This is a genomic window from Caballeronia sp. INML3B (genome assembly GCF_023631305.1).
Lineage (GTDB): Bacteria > Pseudomonadota > Gammaproteobacteria > Burkholderiales > Burkholderiaceae > Caballeronia > Caballeronia turbans.
In genome coordinates this window covers 58607-76720 of the sequence record NZ_JALQDI010000074.1, presented here as the reverse complement: position 1 = coordinate 76720, position 18114 = coordinate 58607, and the positions used below count along the sequence as shown (strand labels likewise).

Here is an 18114-nt window from a genome sequence, read left to right as displayed (position 1 = left end):
ACGCCCTGTTCTGCGTCGTGCTCCGCGAAGAATCAGCGACAGTTTCAGTTATTAGCCGGCATCAGGCACCGCCTTGCTCCAGCGCCGTGACCGCGTTGCCCTCAACCCGGCGCGCGTGAAGTGCCCATGCGGCGCCAGCGGACACGAGCGCGGGAACGCAGCCGAGCATGAACAGATGCGCGGGATCCCATCGCATTTCGAGCAAAGCGCCGCCAATGAGCGGTCCCATGATGGAGCCGATGCGCCCGACGCCGAACGCCCAGCCGACGCCGGTCGCGCGAATCGCAGTCGGATAGCTGCGCGCCACCAGCGCGTTCGCAGCAATCTGACCACCGACGATGCAGAAGCCCGCCGCGAGAATGGCGCAGACCATCACAGAAAAAGCGCCGTGCACATTTAAGCCGAGCAGCAGCACGGCGGCCGACGCCCCCGCATAGACGAGCGACAGCAGCGCGAACGGCCAGCGACGGTCAATAAAGCGCCCGAGCAGCAAGGTGCCCGCCACGCCTCCAACTTGGAATAGGCTGCTGGTCGTCACCGCGCGATCGACAGACAGCCCGCTTTCGCTGAGCAAAATAGGCAGCCAACTCGAAAACAGATACACCTCGAGCAGACTCATGAAGAAGATCAGCCAAAACAGCACTGTCGTGCGCGCGCGATCCTTCGAGAACAACTCGGCCACCGATGACCGGGCCGCATCACGCGCATGGCGGATGAACCGGTCGTCGGGATCGATGTCGACGGTTGGCGCGATGCGCGCCAACGCCGCTACGATCCGCTCCCGCGCCATGCCCTTCGCCACCATGTAGTCGAGCGATTCCGGCAGATAGCGCATTAGCACAGGTGTAAGCAACAACGGTGCGATTCCCCCGGCTATCAGCACGCTGCGCCATCCGAAATGGCCGATCAGCGATGCCGCCACCACGCCACCCAGCGCCGCGCCCAGCGAGAACCCGCAGAACATGACCATCACGACCGTGCTGCGAATTCGTGCTGGGGCGTATTCGGACGTCAGCGCGATCGCGTTCGGCATCACGCCGCCAAGACCTAGGCCGGTGAGGAATCGCATGACGAGAAGCGCGCCGACCGAATCGACGCTTGCGGTCAGAAGTGAAAACACGCCGAACACGACCACGCTCAGGATTAGTCCGATCTTGCGGCCACGCCTGTCGGACAGCGAACCGAACAATAGAGCCCCGACCATCAGACCGGCGAGGCTCGCGGCGAACACAGGGCCGAAGGCCGATTTGCTCACATGCCATTCCGCCGCGAGCGCCGGCGCGATGTACGCGATGGCTTGGGTGTCGAAGCCATCGCAGAACACAGCTAGACAGCACAGCAGTGCCACGAGAAAGCGTGTCTTGCCGAATGGGCCTTCGTCGACGAGCCGGGTGATATCGATATGTTGCATACAGTCTCCTGCTCCGCCACGAGCATTGTTTTGACGAGGTGTCGCGACGGCCCGCATCGACTCTTCGACAGCACGCTCTCGCAATCACGAAGCGATAGTCACATTTCGGCAGACGTCTGTCAATATAGGAATGCGACGATGCATGACTGCATGCTTCGTCGCAGACCGATTGAACCGGGGATTTAGACTGAGTGAGTTATGCGTCGATGGATCCGACGATACTCACGCGCGTATTCTCGTTATGGTGCGTCACAAACTTCTCGAGCAATCGGAGAAAAGTGGACGCTTCTTCCGCGCTGAACGGCGCAAGCAGCGACTTACGCTCCCGTTCGGCGAACTTTGCGGCCTGGCGCAGCGCGTGCTTGCCGTCCGCCGTGATCAGTATTTCGACCTTGCGCGCGTCGAGCGGACTGGGCGATTTCATCGTTAAGCCGCGTTCGGTGAGCAGCTTGATGACGAGCGCAGTGGTCGACCGGTCAAGACCGATCAGACGTGCGACGCCGATCTGACTCATCGGCCCGGCTACGTTGAGAATATAGAGCACGCCATACTGACTTGGCGTCAGATCGATCGGCGCGCACGCCTCGATGAACATGTCCATCGCAATCTGGTGCGCCCGGCGAATCAAAAAGCCCGGGCGCCGATAGAGTTCATCGAGCGCCGGGTCGGAAGTGGGCGATTGGGCGGTTCTCTTTGTCATTCCGCGTAAGGGTTATAAGGTCTGTGCCGAGCAAGTTTAACCTAGCGCTTGCAGCAAGCTCGTCTAGTCTTCCGAACGTTGTTGACACGGCGCGCGGCTCTCACTAATATTCGGCAGACGTCTGTCAATTATCGCCGATGCCAAGAACTGGTGTCGTTCGTGAATCGCACGATTGTGCACGGAGGAGATATGTCAAAGGAATGTGAAGTCGCGGTGATCGGTGCGGGCATCGGCGGATTGACGCTCGCGCTTGCTCTGCACGATGCAGGAATCAGTTGCCGCGTATATGAAGCGGTGCCAGAGCTTCGTCCGCTTGGCGTGGGCATTAACGTGTTGCCGCATGCCACGAAGGTGTTGGGGCGTCTCGGCCTTAACGAACGGCTGGCTCAAGTCGCAGTGGCAACGAAGGAAGCTGCCTTCTTTAACAGACACGGCCAACTGATTTATCGTGAGCCGTCGGGCGTTGCTGCCGGCTATGCGACACCACAGTTCTCGATTCATCGCGGAGATCTCCAAACCACGCTCTTGGAAGCGGTACGCGAACGCCTCGGTGACGATGCCGTCGTGCTCGATCGTAAGTGCGTTGGTGCATCGAGTTCGGATGACGAAGCCATCGTCAACTTCGTGGATTCGAATGATCGCGCGTACGCCGTTAGAGCTTCGGTTGCCGTCGCATGTGACGGCTTGCATTCGGCGCTGCGCAAGCAGTTCTATCCGGATGAAGGGGCGCCGCGTTACTCGGGCGTGAACATGTGGCGCGGCGCGGTTCACTGGAAGCCCTTTCTCAGCGGCGCTACGATGGTGCGCGCCGGCGCGCTGGTGCCAGGCGTCGGCAAGATGGTCATTTACCCGATTCGCGACAATGTCGACGAACAGGGCCGTCAGCTCGTGAACTGGGTGGCGGAAATCAATGCGCCACAGCCTGCGCGTCGCGACTGGAATGGTGCCGGACGCCTTGAGGATTTCTTCCCAGCGTTCGCTGACTGGCACTTCGACTGGCTCGACGTGGCGGCCATGATCGAATCAACGGAAGGCATTTTGCAGTTCCCGATGGTGGATCAAGACCCGCTGCCGCGGTGGACGTTCGGTCGGCTCACGCTGCTTGGCGACGCGGCTCATCCGATGGTGCCGCGTGGTTCCAACGGCGCGGGTCAAGCGATCGTCGATGCCGATGTGCTCAGCGCATATCTCGTCGACATCGGCGTCGGTCCGGAGGCACTTATGGCTTACGACAGGGAACGCGTGAAGGCGACGGGCGAGGTGGTGCTTACCAATCGCAAGGCGCCGCCCGACAAGATCCTGCAAGTGGTGCATGAAAGGACGAATGGGCAGCCGTTCACGTCGCTTGCAGGAATTATCGACGAGGCCGAGCTTCAGAGTATTACTGCGAGCTACAAGCAAGTTGCCGGTTATACAGTGAAAGGACTGGAGGCTTCGTCCGGCGCCTAAGGTAAAGCACGACAGGTCCCTCGCTATACGCGAGGGACGCTGCCTTCACTGCCCAGCTGCCTTTACTCGTAGTGCGTTATTGACCGCCTCCACGCCGGGTGTATCACGCGCGGCAGCGACGACGAGCTCTATCTGACCGGCCTCCGGTACCGAACCTCCAAGCGTGATCGTACCGTTTTTCGCGACCACAACGATATTGAGCACGTCGATGCCCTTCACCTTCGCGAGTCGGCTTCGCACCGTTTTCGCGAGCCGTCGATTGGCAAGTCTTGCTTCTCTTGCCGACGGGACCGCGCTGGACGGGGCAACATCCGACGCAACCGCTTCATTACCCTGAGCGCTCACGCCCCCGATTCCCGCCAGCGAAAGCAGGACAGCCAAGCCGGCGCTCATGTGCTTTCTGTTCATGCGTTATCTCCCGCCAAATTAAAACATGTGCCGAACGCCGATTGCGCCGCCCACCGAGGTACCGGCTCCCTCTTTCAGCGCGCCATTGACGGACAGCCCGGTAGTCATCGCGCCGTGATTGTTGACGACGGCTACCTGACCGTACAAGGTGGTGGCCTTTGACAAGTAGTAGTTAATCCCCGCGGATCCGAGCAATGAATGGTTGGCCGTGTTATTGCGGTCGCTGGCGTACCAGACGCCAGCGTTCACATCGATTTCAGGAGTGGCCAGGAAATCGGCGCCTCCGCCCCAGACGTTATTGCTCATTGCGCCAGCGACCTTGTAGCTCGTGTAGGAAGCTTTGACCGTCAGTTTCCCGAAGCGATAGCCTCCGCCGATCATCCGGCCGGCGAATTCAACGGTCGTAGGCACCGGAGTCGAGGCCGCAGTGCCGCCTGCATTACCGTTGTAAATCGAAGCGGCGAGCAGCAGGCTTCCGTTGTCGTATTTCAGGCTGGCTGAGTACTGCTGGCCGGCTTGGAAATCGCCTGGCGAGCCACCAAATGCATACATGACGCTCGCCTGCAGACCAGCCATGACCGGGGTGGTGTAAGAGATCGCGTTGGCGTTGGCCAGGCCTGTCCCCACCACGTTGTCAATGTAATGGACGACGCTGGTGCCGAACGGTGCGAGGCCACGTGGATCAAGATCATAGAGAGTCAGAAAGAAGGGGGAGAATTGCAGACCCATCTTCAAGTTGCCGATATCGCTGCGCAACTGCATCCAGGCTTGCCGACCAAAAAAATTGCCATTGGAGCTGTTGTACCCCCCGTTGGTCATGTTAATGCCGCTTTCCAGATCGAAATCGAGCTTTAATCCCCCGCCAAGATCCTCGGTGCCCTTCAAGCCGAATTGCGAAGGGGAAAGACCGCTATCAATCAATGCAAATTTCTTTCCTGTTCTATTCCCCGATGAATCAATCGATTTACTAGAGTAGAAAAATCCGCTATCCACAATCCCATACAGCGTGACATTGCTTTGTGCTTCAGCATGCGTACTGCACACGCAAACACCTAAGGCGGTCGCCACGTGCGCCGCCGATTTCATCTTTAACATCGACCGTCTCCTCCTGTATATTCGTTACAAGATTGGTCTTATCTTTTTCACTTGATCAAGGCAGGCTTGAATGATTTCCGAAGTGGATGGATGGCTTGCTCCACCTGTCCAGAGAGACAGACGGCGATTCGATTTTATGGGTGTGCGCTTTGATAAACCATTCGCTACGCTCTAAGGTTCGATACAAATCCGGTCTATATCGCGAGCCTTCGAAGGCCAAAAAAAACGGCCTCTTTTGAAATCAGAGTGGGTGGTTGTGCGGGTCAAGGGCGGGCGGGAGCCCGGCGCAGCGAACCCTTGAGGCGCTTTGCATCGACAAGCTGGGAAATGGCTGGTTGCGGCAGAATGCGGCAACCAGCCATGCACGACCAAGCGAACAATGACGAATCAACTCTTTGAAGCCGCCCTGGGAATCAAGGCACCGTGGTACGTGCAAGGTGTCGACTTTGATACGGCCAAACGACAGCTGACGATTGCGGTGGACTTTGTCGCAGGAAGTCGCTTCGCCTACTCCGGGCTCGCCGGTGAGCATCCAGTGCACGACACGCAAATCAAGCGGCTGCGCCACCTGAATTTCTTCCAGCACGAGTGCTATCTGGAAGTGCGTGTGCCGCGCGTGCGCTTGCCCGATGGCTCGGTGCGGCTGGTCGTGCCGGAATGGGTCGGCCAACTCGACGGTTTCACGTTGCTGTTCGAGGCCCTGGTGCTGATGCTGGCGCAACAGATGCCGTTTGCCGCAGTGGCGCGCATCGTCAATCTGTCCTGGCATCGGGTGCATGCCATCTGCTCGCGCTATGTGGAACTCGCGCTGGCGTCGGCGAACCTGTCGGACGTCAGCTCGGTGGCCATCGACGAAACCTCGTACCGGCGAGGCCACGAATATCTGACGCTGGTCGCCGATATGCAGGCTCGGCGCGTCGTATTCGTCACGCCTCGCCGTGACGCGAAGACGATTGAGAGCTTTGCGGCCCACCTTAGCCAGCATCACGGCACGCCTGAGCAAATGACGTCCGTGAGCATCGACATGTCGCCCGCGTTCATCAAAGGCGTCGGCGAACATCTGCCCAATGCGCGAGTGACGTTCGACAAGTTTCACGTCGTCGCCCATGCGTCCAAGGCGCTTGATACGGTCCGGCGCCAACAACAGAAAGCCGACCCAGAACTTAAAGGGATGCGCTGGACACTGCTTAAGGACGCCAACAAGCTGAACCTTGCGCAATTGACGGACCTCGAGGCCCTTCTCGGGCAGTACACCACCAAGCGAACGGCCCGCGCCTGGTTGTATCGCGAGCAGTTGCGCGAGATTCTCGAACGCAAGCAAATTCATGTCGTCTCCGAATTGTTGCGGCAGTGGTGCACCAACGTCATGCGTTCGAAAGTCGAACCGATGAAGGAGGTCGCACGATTGATTCGCCGACACTTTGACGGCATCGTTGCGTGGACCCAGACCCGACAGACCAACGGCTTTATCGAAGCCATCAACGGCTTGTTTCAGGCCGCGAAGCGCAAGGCTCGTGGCTACACGCGCTTCGCAACCATGCGAACGGTGCTGTTTCTTATCGCTGGCAAACTCGACTTCTCCGCATTCAACTCGCATGCCCGCTGAGAGCCATTACCCACTTCATTTTCAAAAGAGCCAAAAAACGCTTCCGGGACTCACGTTGCAACGTGAGCCAGGAAGCGTCGAAGGGTGACCGGACTGCGAATGTTTATTGGCTACAGCGCGAGATATCCGCCGTCGACGGCGATTTCCGCCCCAGTAACGAATGAAGACTGATCGGAGAGCAACCAAACCACGGCGTCTCCGACCTCGTGGGGCGACCCGAGACGGCCGATTGGATGTCGCGACTCGAGCTGAGGCAAAAGGTCCGAGAACTGCGGCTGACTAATGAGCGACTCAATCATCGGCGTGCGGATAATGCCCGGTAAGACCGCGTTCACACGAATACCGCGAGCACCGTATTCGACCGCCGCGCTTTTCGTGACGCCGAGAACCGCAGCCTTGGATGCGCAGTATTCCGCCGCGTTCGGAATCGCCACACGGCCGAGACCCGACGACGTATTGACGATTGCGCCGCCGCCCGACTTCAGCATCGCAGCGATCTCATGCTTGAGGCAGAGGAAGACGCCCTTCAGGTTAACGTCCATCACGACGTCCCACTGCTCCTCGGTCATCTCATGCAGCGCCGCATTACGCTGTTCGACGCCCGCGTTGTTGAACGCCCCGTGAATGCGTCCGAACTTGGTCACGGCACGCTCGACCAGCGCCGCAACGTCGGGTTCCCGCGCCACGTTCGTCTTGACGGCCATTACCTGCACGCCAGAGCGCTTCAGGTACTCCGCGGTTTCCTGCAGGCCCTCTTCATCGAGATCGGCCAGCGCGAGTGAAGCGCCCGCCTCGCCCAATGCGTACGCCGCCGCACGCCCGATCCCACGCGCGGCGCCCGTGACGATGATCGCCTTGCCATCCAATGGATGTTGCATTTCATCCTCCGGGTTAACGGGCTAGTGCATCTGAGGAGCAAAGACAGGGGAGAGGTCGGTATAAATGCGGTAATCGTCGATGCGGCCGTCCTCGGCATGATGCAGGATCACGGAGCACGGCACTTCGATAGCACCGCCATCGTGCCGGGTGTAGACCGTTCTGAAGCGCAATACGGTCGTTTCATCGATTTCCCATTTGCCCGTCATTTCGTGATTTAGTCCGGCAATGCTCGCGTAGAAGCCGCTGACACCCTCCTCCACCTCACGCTTTCCCTTCAACGGCGTGGCATTGGCGAACTGGAATACCACGTCATCTGCGAGATTCGAGAGGAAGCCTTGCACGTTCTTCGCGTCGATATCGGTGAACATTGCTTCGATATTGCAGCGCATATCTGTCTCCTTTCTTGTAATTGCTTGCCGCGGTCGGGCGATCGTTCAAACCTGCGTTGTAGCATCCTCGCGAATGCGTCGCAGCGTGGTGCGAACGGCGTCTAGGTAGGCTTGCTCCATGCCTGCTGCGAATTCCGCTTCCTTCTTACTACCCGGCTCCTCGCCCTCGAGCACAATATCGAACGTGAAGCGCAGCGATAGCGTGCCGTCGGCATCTTCCTCAATGATGTTCTTGATCTGTCCTTTCGCATGTCCCGAGAGGCGGACGAACTCGACGCGCTCCTGCGGGAAGAACAGGATCAGCTCGCGCAGGGTTTCCCCATGGAGCACGACTTCACGAATTAAACGGTCCGGCTTCTGTTCGACGATGTCGCACTTCTCGATGGCTTCAACGTATGGCACGGCGTTCTCCGCCTTGCGGACCAGACCTTCCCACACTTGCTGACGATTGAGACGAACCTTTTCGGAACCGTCTGCAGGATTGACTTCCAGCTTGCGGCTGACGCTGATCATTACTGTCTCCTTTGAGCGAAATATGGTTCTGCAGCGATGGACACGTTCCATGCACTGGATTTGATTCTAGGTGGGCCATGCTGGAACAACCATTGGCATGGCCAATATTCAGCTATCGATCTCATTTATTCGCGACTTGTGTGGTTATTCGGCTCCACGGCACCATCCCGGCTTGCATCTTCGGCTCGTATAAACGGCATCGAACGTGCGCTATCAACCTCGTTATATGGACTCGTCAATCAAGCGCTTCGACAATCATTACATCGCCGCATCGCAAGACTGCTACTTCGAGTGCGACCGGCCGATACAGACATAGAACGAAATAGATCAAGAGACACATCATCAAAGTGAAGCTGGAATAGAACGCTCAGCCACTTCGCTTCTGAAACAGGAGAACACATGTCAGCGTCCCAATCCGGGCAGCTGAAGACGGTTGCGATCACCGGCGCCGCGTCCGGTATCGGTGCGCACACCGCTCGTCTGCTTATCGCACAGGATATCGAGGTCATTGCACTCGATCGTCACGCACCCGACTTCGACGTCACCCGTTTCATCCAGATCGATCTTGCCGACCCGCTGTCGATCGACGCCGCCGCCGCTCAATTGCCCGGCACGCTCGACGGGTTGTGTAACGTCGCGGGCGTTCCCGGCAATGCGGGAGGCGACATCGTTGCCCGTGTGAACTATCTCGGCCTGCGCCGGCTCACTGAAGCCGTATTGCCGAAGCTCCGCGCAGACGGCTCCATCGTCAATGTGGCTTCTACGGCCGGCCAAAACTGGCAGGCGCGGCGCGCGCTTCACGTCGAGCTCGCGGCCACCCGCGACTTCACGGAAGGTCTGCAGTGGCTCGAACAGCATCCGGTCCCGGACGCGGGCGCCTACGCGTACTTCAAGGAAGCGCTGATCGTCTGGACCATGGCGCGCGCCACGACCCTGCGCAGTGCCGCTGGCATCCGCATGAACTGCATCAGCCCGGGGCCGACCGACACGCCGATCCTGAAGGACTTCCGTGCATCACTCGGTGCCGCGAACGTCGACGACGCGATTCGCCGTGCAGGCGGGGTCGGCACGCCGGAAGCGATGGCGCCCGCAATTGTCTTCCTGCTGCAAGCGCAAAGCGCCTGGATCAATGGCGTGAATCTGCCGGTCGACGGGGGCTTGGTCGCCTCCCGCATTCTCGACCCCGTCTGAGGTTGCTCCCTCCTGTCGCCTAATCACTCTAATCAAGGTTGAAAAGAATGTTCCTCAAGAATTCATGGTATGTGGCTGGCTGGAGCAACGAGATCCAGCGCTCTCTGACGCAACGCTGGATTATCGGCGAGCCGCTCGTGCTGTATCGCACCCAGGCAGGCAAGGTTGTCGCGTTGATGGACCGCTGCCCGCACCGGCGCGCGGCGCTCTCCAAGGGCAATCTGATTGGCGATACCGTGCAATGCGGCTATCACGGCGTCACGCTCGATTGCAGCGGCGCGTGCGTGGCCATTCCGGGCCAGCAGCAGATTCCTCCTTCCATGAAGGTCCGCACTTATCCGGTGGTCGAAAAGTGGCAATGGATCTGGGTCTGGATGGGCGATCCCGAGGCCGCAGATGAATCGCTGATTCCTGATTTCCGCTACAACAGCGAGCCGGGCTGGGTTTCGACCGGCGGTTGCATCGACGTGAAGGCGAACTATCAGCTTCTCACCGACAACCTGCTAGACCTCACCCACGAGACGTATGTGCATACGCGGACCATCGGTACCAACGAGATTGTTGAAACGCCGATGACACAGCGTGTCGAGGGCAACGAAGTGCATGTGCAACGAATCATCAAGAACGCCCCGCCGCCGCCCCTGTTCTCGCGCGTTCGCAAGCTCGGGGGCAACATCGACCGCTGGCAGGTCATTCGCTTCCAGCCGCCGGCGAGCGTGACCATCGATGCGCGCGCCTATCCGGCAGGCACCGACGATCTCGAACGCGGCTTGCGCTGGTTCTCCGTCAACACGATCACGCCCGTCGACGCGCGCACGAGCAAGTACTACTGGACCATTACGCGCTGCTTCGCCCAGGACGACGCGGAGGTCACGAAGACGATTCATGACTCGATCTACACCACGTTCATGGAAGACGTCGAGGTTTTGGAAGCTCAGCAGATCATGATCGACACCGACGATTCGATGAAGGCCGAAGTTGGCGTGCGCGCGGACGGCGGCTCGGTTGCGGCACGCCGGATCGTCGAGAAGCTGGTGAAGCAGCAATCGACCGCGCTGGCGTCGTGAGCGGGCCGCGTCAGTCAGGCGGCGGTTAGGTGATACCCGGGAGTAAAGCGTATGAAAGACAGTCAACAGCTAGTCGTCTCCGAAGTGCTGCAGGCGACGGCTCGCATCCGCCGCTTTGTTCTGCGCCATCCGCAGGGCGATGCGTTGCCCGCCTTCGAGGCAGGCGCGCATCTCGACGTATCGATTCCCCTCGCGACCGGCGAGCTGGCGGTGCGATCGTATTCCATCGCGAGTTCGCCCGCGGACCGCAGCCACTATCTGCTTGGCGTCTTACGCGAGGACGCGGGAAAGGGCGGGTCCGCTGCGATGCACGGACGCGTGCAGGCCGGGCAGCTGTTGACGTGCAGCCTTCCGAAGAATCACTTTCCGCTCGTGCCGGAATCGCCCCATTATCTTTTGGTAGCAGGTGGCATAGGCATTACGCCGATCCTTTCAATGGTGCATGTCCTTGCCGCCCAGGCGCGCACGTTCAGCATCCACTATTGCGTGCGCAGCGCAGATGACGCGGCGTTCGTCGACGAATTGAAGGCCCTTGCCGGCGACAAGCTGACACTCCATTGCGACGGCGGTGACCCCACCCGTGGCGTGGACCTTGATCTCCTGCTGAGCAATGCGCCTGCGGGCGCGGACGTCTATGTATGCGGTCCCCGCGGACTGAACGAAGCCGTAATCGGCGCGGCACGGCGTGCGCATTGGCCGGACGAACGAATCCACTTCGAGTTCTTCGGCGCAGCGGCCCCCGCCGACGGTGACGCCGCCTTTCGAGTCGTGCTTCAGCAAAGCGGGCAGACGGTCGAGGTAGCAAGCGACGAGTCGATTCTCGATGCGCTAATCCGCCAGGGGGTCGAACCGATTTACGACTGCAAGCGGGGCGAATGCGGCCTATGCGCGACTACGGTCATCGAAGGCGAGGTCGACCATCGCGATTACGTGCTTTCTCCCGATGACAAAACCAGCCGCAAGCAAATGTGCGTGTGCGTGTCCCGGGCACGGTGCGGCGACCTGACACTGGACTTGTAATCAAGGAAACAATGAAATCGAACCATCAAACTCTGTTGCGCGACCGCGCTTATGTTGGTGGCGAATGGGTCGCCGCCCTGAGCGGCGAGACCTTCGAGGTCCGCAACCCAGCCACCGGCGAACTCGTCGGCACCGTGCCACACATGTCGGCCGAGGATGTCGAGTACGCCATCACGAGCGCGCAACGGGCATTCGACGAGTGGAGCGAGCGCACGGCCACAGAGCGTGCCGGGCCGCTTAGAAAGTGGGCGCGTCTCATTGTTGACCATGCGGACGAACTCGCAGCAATCCTGACGAGCGAACAGGGCAAGCCGTTGTCGGATGCGAAGAACGAGGTGATTTTCGCAGCGTCCTTCGTCGAATGGTTCGCGGAAGAAGCGCGTCGGACCTACGGCGACACTATTCCTGCTGCGCGCCGCAACATGAGTTTCACGACGGTGAAGGAGCCGATCGGCGTGACCGCGGGCATCACGCCGTGGAACCTGCCCTCTGCGATGGTTACCCGCAAGGCCGCGCCCGCGCTCGCCGCTGGCTGCACGATGGTGCTCAAACCCGCCGAGCACACGCCGCTGTCCGCACTCGCGCTGTGCGCACTCGCTGAACGCGCGGGGATTCCGCCAGGCGTGCTCAACGTCGTCACTGCTGACCGCAGCGCGGCCGAGGCGATCGGACGGACGCTGACCTCCAGCGAGGCAGTTGGCAAATTGAGCTTCACGGGATCGACCTCAGTTGGCAAGATCCTCTCCGCGCAATGCGCGGCGACGATGAAACGGGTATCGCTCGAACTCGGCGGCAATTCGCCGTTCATCGTTTTTGCCGATGCCGACCTCGACGTCGCCGTGTCCAGCGCACTGTTCGCCAAGTTCCGCAATGCTGGCCAGACGTGCATCGCGCCGAATCGCTTTCTGGTCGAGGCTTCTGTGCACGACGAGTTCGTCGCGCGCATGCTCAAGGCGATGGAATCGCTCAAACTTGGCGACGGCACGGAGGCTGGCGTTACGCTCGGCCCGGTCATCAGCGAGGAGGCGCTTCGCAAGATCGAGCGGCATGTCGAAAACGCGCTGGAACTCGGTGCATCTCTTCTTGCCGGCGGCAAGCGTGCTCAGCGCAAGGGCCACTTCTTCGAGCCCACCCTGATGAGCGGCATCACCGAGTCCATGGCGATGTCGTGCAAGGAGACCTTCGGGCCAGTGCTGGCACTCGCCACTTTCAGCGACGAGCGCGAATTGATCGCACGCGCCAATGCCACGCGCATGGGCCTCGCATCCTACCTGTTCAGCCGTGACGCTTCGCGCATCCACCGCGTGTCCCGTGCATTGCACGCGGGCATCGTCGGCATCAATACTGGCATGATCGCAACCGAAGTCGCACCGTTCGGCGGTTACAAGGAATCAGGGGTTGGCCGGGAAGGTGCGCGTGAAGGCATCGACGAGTTCATGGAGACAAAGTTCCTCTGCCAAGCATTCTCCGCGTGACGCCATTCGATAGCCCGCAGCAAGACGCATCGCTAAGCACTTCTAGCTCGTTGAACAACCATGCCATGGGTGCACTGCACCCATGGCTTAGGCCTGGTAGCGAGGTTCGTCACCCATGTCTGACGGCTGGAAGGGCTTGGCAAGAACTTCGAGGTCGCGGTCGCCTGACATCTCTCGGCCACCTGACATCGGTTTTGAGATTTCCTTGCGAAAGAGGTCGACAATCAACGACCGGAACCAGCGATTTGCTGGGTCGTGATGGTAACGGTCGTGCCAGTACAGCGCGATCTCGAACGCTTCCAGCCCGAGAGGCTCGGGCCGGTACGTCAATGGAAAATGACGGCTCAACGTGGCGGCGAGGATCTCGGGCGCTACCCAGATGAGATCCGAACTCAGTAGGCAATGTGGCGCGGCAAGGTACTGCGGGATGCGCACTTTTATGCGGTTCTTGGCCCCTGCTTCGAATAATGCCCGTTCGAGCAACAGATGCCCGCTGCCGCCGTATTCGACCAGCAAATGATCGAGCTGACCGAATGCATGCGCATCCAGCGTTCCGTGTGCGAGCGGATGACCTTTTCGCATCACGCAGACATAACGTTGCTTGAAAAGCGGTTTGCGGTGAATGTCCTGCTCAAGCGTCGGCAGATAACCCACCGCCACATCGATCCGCCCGTTACCGAGCGCTGGAATCGTGTCTTCGATGCGCGTGAACATCGTATGCAGTTTGATGTCGGGCGCTGTACGTTGGAGCTCTCGATATAGCATCGGCAATAGGACGACCTCGCCGATGTCGCGTGTCCTAATGGTGAACGTTCGATCTGATTTCTCGGGCCGAAAGGGCTGTGGCACGCCTGTCGTGCCGCGCACAAGGTTGAGCGATTCGATCAATGGCCCGGCTAGCTCCAGCGCCACTGCGGTCGGCTCCATCCGCCTTCCGACAAGCACAAAAAGCTTGTCTCCGTACGTTTCCCGTAACCGTTTGAGCGACGCACTGACGGCGGCCTGCGTCAGCCCGAGATTCTCGGCCGCTGCCGTGACGGACCGATCACGCCACATGGCCTCGAAAACGTAAAGCAAATTGAGGTCTTTCATTTCTGCCAGCTGTCTCTCACTTGAAATGCTCGACTCGTTGCAGCTATTAATCCAGTTTATAGACGACCGGTAGCAGGCATGCACTGGGGTTTACACGTCTGCGCCGAAGTTCCCGTTCAGAACGGCCCTCGGCGGGCTATAAATCACATTTATCCATTTGAATAAGCGCCACTTCCTCGACGGCGTTCAACCTCACGATCAGAATTTCGTCAAACACATCAGATCGATAAAGAAGGAGACAGCGGCATGAAGACAGTGGGAATGATCGGCCTAGGGCAACTCGGCCTCCCCGTTGCGTCCAATCTGGTCCAGGCCGGAGCGCGTGTGCTGGGCGTTGCACGTGGCAGCATGGAGGAATTCCGCAATATAGGCGGCGTTGCCGTTGCAGATCCTGCGACGCTTCTGCGCGACGCAGACATCGTGCTGCTCTGTCTGCCTGGCGAGGAGGCGCAGCTTGAGGTACTCGGCGGCGAGCACGGACTCCTGGAAGCGGGCGTGCGAGGCAAGATTGTCGTCGAGCTCGGCACGTACAGCCTTGCATTCAAGCTCGAGATGCAACAGCGCCTGCGGGACGCCGGCCTTGATTTGCTCGAATGCGAAGTGAGCGGCTCACCGCCGATGGTGCTGCAGAAGAAGGCGGCACTCTTCGTCGGCGGATCACAGGAACTCTACGCCCGCTGCAAGGACGTGCTCGATCTGATCGCGCCGACCCAGTTCCACCTCGGACCGATCGGCGCCGCGCTGAGCATGAAGCTGATCGCGAATGCGCTCCTCGCAGTGCATACCCTCGCGGCCGCTGAAGCGATGAATCTCGGCGTGCGCGCGGGCATCGATCCGCATGTGCTGGTGGAGGCGATCGGCAAAAGCGCGGGCGCCTCGACCATGTTCAACATCCGCGCTCCGATGATGGCGGACCGGCGCTTTGAGCCCGCGCCAGGCCCCTTCACGGCGTTGGAGAAGTATTTACATCTTGCCTCTGAAATGGCGGGCGAGACCGGCAGCGCCATGCCGCTCTTTTCAGCCGCTGCACCGTACTTTCGCCGTGCCGTCGATCAGGGCATCGGGCAGAAGGACATCTCAGCGGTCATCACATTACTCGAGCAAGAGTCCAGAAACGCGTGAGGATATTTCATGATCATCGAGCAACGAACCTACACCCTTAAGCCCGGAACCGTGCAACCGTTCCTCGCGCTCTATCAGTCCGACGGACTTGACGTGCAAGCCCAAGCGCTCGGCAACCTGGTCGGGTATTTCGTCACAGAGACCGGCGAGCTTAACCGTGTCGTACAGCTGTGGGGCTTCGAGACCTTCGAGGACCGCCTTCAACGCCGCCGGGCGCTGTCGCAGTCCGAGGCGTGGCGGGCTTTTCTCACAAAAGCCGGGTCATATGTAATCGAACAGCGCAGCGAACTGCTGATGCCTGCGCCCTTCTCTCCTATCCGCTGAGGCCGACATGATCCACAGCCTGAACCACATAGGACTGATCGTTCCTTCGCTCGAAATCGGTCGAGCTTTCTATGAATGCGCCGGCCTCGAGACCCGCATGTCCGAAGGCCATCTGGTTTGTCGTTGCGAAGGTCGCGACCAGGACCAAGTCCGTCTCATTCAAGGTCCGAAGAAGCGCCTCGCTTATGTATCGTTCGGCACGCCAAAGGGTGGCCTTGCCGAACTCCGCGCGCGGCTCGAAGCGGCTGACGTTCAACTGCACGATGCGCCTTTTGCCGTGCCCTTCGACGGCATCTGGTTCAAGGATCCGGACGGCGACTGGATCAACGTGCAGGAGGCCGACGATGTGCCCTCGACGTTGCCCGCCCCGGTAGAAGTGAATTCACCGCAGCGCTACCGTCGTCTCGGCGTGCGGGCATGTGATGCAACGTCGTCGCAAAAGCGCACGCGTCCGCGCCGTCTCGGGCACCTCATCAAGTTCTCGCCGGACGTCGACCGTGCCGTACGTTTCTATACCGACGTGCTCGGCCTGCTGATTTCCGACCGTGCTTTGGACATCATCGCGTTCATGCGCTCGCCATTCGGTGGGGATCATCATATGCTCGGCATCGCCAAATCGTCGCATACCGGCTTACATCACATGAGCTTCGAGGTGAGCGACATCGACGAGATCGAAATGGGCGCTCAGCACTTGCTCGCCTCCGGATACCGCGACGGATATGGCCTCGGACGGCACGGCGCCGGATCGAACTACTTTCACTACATTCGCGACCCGTGGAACAGCATGATCGAATACTTTTGGGATATCGACGTGATTCCCGAAGGCGCGGACTGGACACCGATGGGTTCGACGGAGAATGAAGTACGGGCCGTACTCGAAGCAGTCTGGTCGGGCATGCCGGCGCCCAAGGAATTCATCATGAACTTTGAAGAACCCGATTGATCGCGCTGTCTTGCGTCCCCCACGACTGTCACCTGAATCTTCGAAGCGACCATGAGCGACCTTCAGACCGTTCTGCGAAACATGCTCAACAAGACGTTCTACGTTGCGTTGCGCAAGCCACTCGATCTTAAGCGCGTGGCCGATGTGCTACCGCGCCATATCGAGTGGATGCTTGAGGCCGAGCGTACCGGCGAAGTCTTCCTCTCGGGGCCGTTCACCGGCGACGGCCCGCCCGGTTCGCAAGGGGGCATGAGCATACTGCGCGCGCCGTCGATCGAGGAAGCGCAGCGCCTTATTGCACAAGATCCCTTCATCGCCGAAGGCGTGTTCGAAGCGGAGTTGAGGCCGTGGCTTTTGATGGAAGGAAGCCTCAACTGCACGATCACCCTGTCAAACCAGAGAGCCGGCATCGACTGAGAGCATGTGATGACTTATCAGCTTTTCACCTACATCGACTCGTCAGGCGCCACCTGTCCGGGTCTCCTGCATCGCGGACAACACTTCAGCCTCCGGGCCCTCAACTCTGCATGGGCAGGTCCTGCGCTCTTTGATCGCTCGGACGCCGGTATCGATGAACTGATCGGAAACTGGGCGGGCGCTCATGCGCAACTGGAGGCCCTGGTCCAGGCGTTGGACAACGCCGCCTTTGACAGTGCGCCCGCGCGGCTTCAGGCGGACGCCCTCTCGTTCGACGCACCGGTCACCCGCCCCGGTGTCATTTACGCATGCGGCGCAAACTATCGGGACCACGTGGAGGCCATGGCGCGCGCATTCAACATGCGCATCACGCTCGACCCACGCGGGGACGGCATTCCGCCCTGGCATTTCATCAAAGCCGGACGCGGCACGCTAGCGGGTCACCGCCAGAAAGTCAGGTATCCGGGCCACACGCAGTTGCTGGACTGGGAAGCGGAGCTCGCAGTGATCATCGGCAAGCGCGCGGACAACGTCGCGGTCGAAAACGCCCTAGACTACGTGGCGGGCTACAGCATCGCGAACGATCTATCGGCGCGGGATAACCTTAAGCGCGACAAGGTGGACGAATCGTCGCCGTTCCGTTTCGACTGGATCGGCCACAAGTGCTTTACCGGCGCATGTCCTCTCGGACCTTACTTCACGCCAGCCCAGTTCGTGGCATCGCCGGAAAAGCTCGGCATCAAGCTCTGGCTCAACGATGCGATCAAGCAGGACTCGAATACGTCAAATCATCTCTACTCCGTGGCCGACCAGATTGCTTACCTGAGCCAGCGGATGACGTTGTTTCCCGGCGATATTCTGTTGACCGGCACCCCGGCCGGCGTTGGCATGGAAACTGGGACGTTCCTCAAGCGCGGCGACGTCATGAAGGTATGGATCGAGGCGCTCGGCGAACTCGAGACGACAATCGTCTGATAATACTACGCGGACTGCGTCAATCTGGCGCCTCCGCA

General features: G+C 59.9%; 19 protein-coding genes. 11 read left to right on the top strand and 8 right to left on the bottom strand.

All coding sequences use genetic code 11. The features are described from left to right. Nucleotides 1–61: 61 nt before the first annotated feature. Both NCS58_RS30425 and NCS58_RS30420 read right to left on the bottom strand, forming a co-directional pair. Nucleotides 62–1468, bottom strand: coding sequence for an MFS transporter (locus NCS58_RS30425; RefSeq protein ID WP_250478164.1), 1407 nt, complete (start codon nt 1466–1468; stop codon nt 62–64). Between the two features lie 139 nt (nt 1469–1607). After that, nucleotides 1608–2111 carry a MarR family winged helix-turn-helix transcriptional regulator gene (locus NCS58_RS30420; RefSeq protein ID WP_250478163.1) on the bottom strand — a complete coding sequence of 168 codons (504 nt, stop codon included), beginning with the start codon at nt 2109–2111 and terminating at the stop codon, nt 1608–1610. Nucleotides 2112–2300: 189 nt separating this feature from the next. Between NCS58_RS30420 and NCS58_RS30415 the strand changes: the two genes are divergently transcribed. Beyond that, on the top strand, nt 2301–3560 hold the full coding sequence (locus tag NCS58_RS30415) for a flavin-dependent oxidoreductase (protein ID WP_061119845.1): 1260 nt from the start codon (nt 2301–2303) through the stop codon (nt 3558–3560). Nucleotides 3561–3605: 45 nt separating this feature from the next. Here NCS58_RS30415 and NCS58_RS30410 read toward each other — a convergent pair whose 3' ends face one another. After that, nucleotides 3606–3968 (bottom strand): BON domain-containing protein, encoded by a 363-nt coding sequence (locus tag NCS58_RS30410; protein ID WP_061119759.1) that lies wholly within the window; start codon nt 3966–3968, stop codon nt 3606–3608. 18 nt (nt 3969–3986) lie between these two features. Then, on the bottom strand, nt 3987–5063 hold the full coding sequence (locus NCS58_RS30405) for a porin (RefSeq protein WP_250478162.1): 1077 nt from the start codon (nt 5061–5063) through the stop codon (nt 3987–3989). Between the two features lie 379 nt (nt 5064–5442). Between NCS58_RS30405 and NCS58_RS30400 the strand changes: the two genes are divergently transcribed. Further along, complete coding sequence (locus tag NCS58_RS30400) at nt 5443–6669, top strand: ISL3 family transposase (protein WP_250538961.1); 1227 nt, start codon at nt 5443–5445, stop codon at nt 6667–6669. Between the two features lie 110 nt (nt 6670–6779). On the opposite strand, the gene NCS58_RS30395 is transcribed toward NCS58_RS30400, so the two are convergent. From NCS58_RS30395 to NCS58_RS30385, 3 genes are all read right to left on the bottom strand, one after another. After that, nucleotides 6780–7535 (bottom strand): SDR family NAD(P)-dependent oxidoreductase, encoded by a 756-nt coding sequence (locus tag NCS58_RS30395; RefSeq protein WP_250478161.1) that lies wholly within the window; start codon nt 7533–7535, stop codon nt 6780–6782. 33 nt (nt 7536–7568) lie between these two features. Further along, nucleotides 7569–7916, bottom strand: a complete 348-nt coding sequence (locus NCS58_RS30390) for a nuclear transport factor 2 family protein (RefSeq protein WP_250538960.1) — start codon at nt 7914–7916, stop codon at nt 7569–7571. Between the two features lie 66 nt (nt 7917–7982). Beyond that, nucleotides 7983–8450, bottom strand: a complete 468-nt coding sequence (locus NCS58_RS30385; protein ID WP_053572497.1) for an SRPBCC family protein — start codon at nt 8448–8450, stop codon at nt 7983–7985. A 399-nt stretch (nt 8451–8849) separates the two neighbouring features. Between NCS58_RS30385 and NCS58_RS30380 the strand changes: the two genes are divergently transcribed. The 4 genes from NCS58_RS30380 to NCS58_RS30365 all read left to right on the top strand — a co-directional run bounded on the left by NCS58_RS30380 (nt 8850) and on the right by NCS58_RS30365 (nt 13203). Beyond that, nucleotides 8850–9641 carry a coniferyl-alcohol dehydrogenase gene (locus NCS58_RS30380; protein WP_061119755.1) on the top strand — a complete coding sequence of 264 codons (792 nt, stop codon included), beginning with the start codon at nt 8850–8852 and terminating at the stop codon, nt 9639–9641. A 47-nt stretch (nt 9642–9688) separates the two neighbouring features. Then, on the top strand, nt 9689–10708 hold the full coding sequence (locus NCS58_RS30375; protein ID WP_250538959.1) for an aromatic ring-hydroxylating dioxygenase subunit alpha: 1020 nt from the start codon (nt 9689–9691) through the stop codon (nt 10706–10708). A gap of 84 nt (nt 10709–10792) precedes the next feature. Then, complete coding sequence (locus tag NCS58_RS30370) at nt 10793–11728, top strand: PDR/VanB family oxidoreductase (RefSeq protein WP_250478159.1); 936 nt, start codon at nt 10793–10795, stop codon at nt 11726–11728. 11 nt (nt 11729–11739) lie between these two features. After that, a complete protein-coding gene (locus NCS58_RS30365; RefSeq protein WP_250478213.1) occupies nt 11740–13203 on the top strand; it encodes an NAD-dependent succinate-semialdehyde dehydrogenase in 1464 nt (487 codons plus the stop codon). A gap of 87 nt (nt 13204–13290) precedes the next feature. On the opposite strand, the gene NCS58_RS30360 is transcribed toward NCS58_RS30365, so the two are convergent. Beyond that, nucleotides 13291–14295 carry a LysR family transcriptional regulator gene (locus tag NCS58_RS30360; protein WP_061119752.1) on the bottom strand — a complete coding sequence of 335 codons (1005 nt, stop codon included), beginning with the start codon at nt 14293–14295 and terminating at the stop codon, nt 13291–13293. Between the two features lie 246 nt (nt 14296–14541). Between NCS58_RS30360 and NCS58_RS30355 the strand changes: the two genes are divergently transcribed. From NCS58_RS30355 to NCS58_RS30335, 5 genes are all read left to right on the top strand, one after another. Beyond that, nucleotides 14542–15417 (top strand): NAD(P)-dependent oxidoreductase, encoded by an 876-nt coding sequence (locus NCS58_RS30355; protein WP_061119751.1) that lies wholly within the window; start codon nt 14542–14544, stop codon nt 15415–15417. Between the two features lie 9 nt (nt 15418–15426). Continuing rightward, on the top strand, nt 15427–15741 hold the full coding sequence (locus NCS58_RS30350; protein WP_061119750.1) for an NIPSNAP family protein: 315 nt from the start codon (nt 15427–15429) through the stop codon (nt 15739–15741). Between the two features lie 97 nt (nt 15742–15838). Then, entirely contained in the window at nt 15839–16684 is an 846-nt protein-coding gene (locus NCS58_RS30345) for a VOC family protein (protein ID WP_250478158.1), read from the top strand. Between the two features lie 51 nt (nt 16685–16735). After that, a complete protein-coding gene (locus NCS58_RS30340; RefSeq protein ID WP_250478157.1) occupies nt 16736–17101 on the top strand; it encodes a YciI family protein in 366 nt (121 codons plus the stop codon). Nucleotides 17102–17110: 9 nt separating this feature from the next. Next, nucleotides 17111–18076, top strand: coding sequence for a fumarylacetoacetate hydrolase family protein (locus NCS58_RS30335; protein WP_061119747.1), 966 nt, complete (start codon nt 17111–17113; stop codon nt 18074–18076). The last annotated feature ends 38 nt before the right edge of the window (nt 18077–18114 follow it).

What these genes read in the sequence shown, in the direction of transcription:
- NCS58_RS30425 (WP_250478164.1), bottom strand. Translation starts at nt 1,468, where the DNA reads ATGCGGGCCGTCGCGACACCTCGTCAAAACAATGCTCGTGGCGGAGCA.
- NCS58_RS30420 (WP_250478163.1), bottom strand. Translation starts at nt 2,111, where the DNA reads ATGACAAAGAGAACCGCCCAATCGCCCACTTCCGACCCGGCGCTCGAT.
- NCS58_RS30415 (WP_061119845.1), top strand. Translation starts at nt 2,301, where the DNA reads ATGTCAAAGGAATGTGAAGTCGCGGTGATCGGTGCGGGCATCGGCGGA.
- NCS58_RS30410 (WP_061119759.1), bottom strand. Translation starts at nt 3,968, where the DNA reads ATGAACAGAAAGCACATGAGCGCCGGCTTGGCTGTCCTGCTTTCGCTG.
- NCS58_RS30405 (WP_250478162.1), bottom strand. Translation starts at nt 5,063, where the DNA reads ATGTTAAAGATGAAATCGGCGGCGCACGTGGCGACCGCCTTAGGTGTT.
- NCS58_RS30400 (WP_250538961.1), top strand. Translation starts at nt 5,443, where the DNA reads ATGACGAATCAACTCTTTGAAGCCGCCCTGGGAATCAAGGCACCGTGG.
- NCS58_RS30390 (WP_250538960.1), bottom strand. Translation starts at nt 7,916, where the DNA reads ATGTTCACCGATATCGACGCGAAGAACGTGCAAGGCTTCCTCTCGAAT.
- NCS58_RS30385 (WP_053572497.1), bottom strand. Translation starts at nt 8,450, where the DNA reads ATGATCAGCGTCAGCCGCAAGCTGGAAGTCAATCCTGCAGACGGTTCC.
- NCS58_RS30380 (WP_061119755.1), top strand. Translation starts at nt 8,850, where the DNA reads ATGTCAGCGTCCCAATCCGGGCAGCTGAAGACGGTTGCGATCACCGGC.
- NCS58_RS30375 (WP_250538959.1), top strand. Translation starts at nt 9,689, where the DNA reads ATGTTCCTCAAGAATTCATGGTATGTGGCTGGCTGGAGCAACGAGATC.
- NCS58_RS30365 (WP_250478213.1), top strand. Translation starts at nt 11,740, where the DNA reads ATGAAATCGAACCATCAAACTCTGTTGCGCGACCGCGCTTATGTTGGT.
- NCS58_RS30360 (WP_061119752.1), bottom strand. Translation starts at nt 14,295, where the DNA reads ATGAAAGACCTCAATTTGCTTTACGTTTTCGAGGCCATGTGGCGTGAT.
- NCS58_RS30355 (WP_061119751.1), top strand. Translation starts at nt 14,542, where the DNA reads ATGAAGACAGTGGGAATGATCGGCCTAGGGCAACTCGGCCTCCCCGTT.
- NCS58_RS30350 (WP_061119750.1), top strand. Translation starts at nt 15,427, where the DNA reads ATGATCATCGAGCAACGAACCTACACCCTTAAGCCCGGAACCGTGCAA.
- NCS58_RS30345 (WP_250478158.1), top strand. Translation starts at nt 15,839, where the DNA reads ATGTCCGAAGGCCATCTGGTTTGTCGTTGCGAAGGTCGCGACCAGGAC.
- NCS58_RS30340 (WP_250478157.1), top strand. Translation starts at nt 16,736, where the DNA reads ATGAGCGACCTTCAGACCGTTCTGCGAAACATGCTCAACAAGACGTTC.
- NCS58_RS30335 (WP_061119747.1), top strand. Translation starts at nt 17,111, where the DNA reads ATGACTTATCAGCTTTTCACCTACATCGACTCGTCAGGCGCCACCTGT.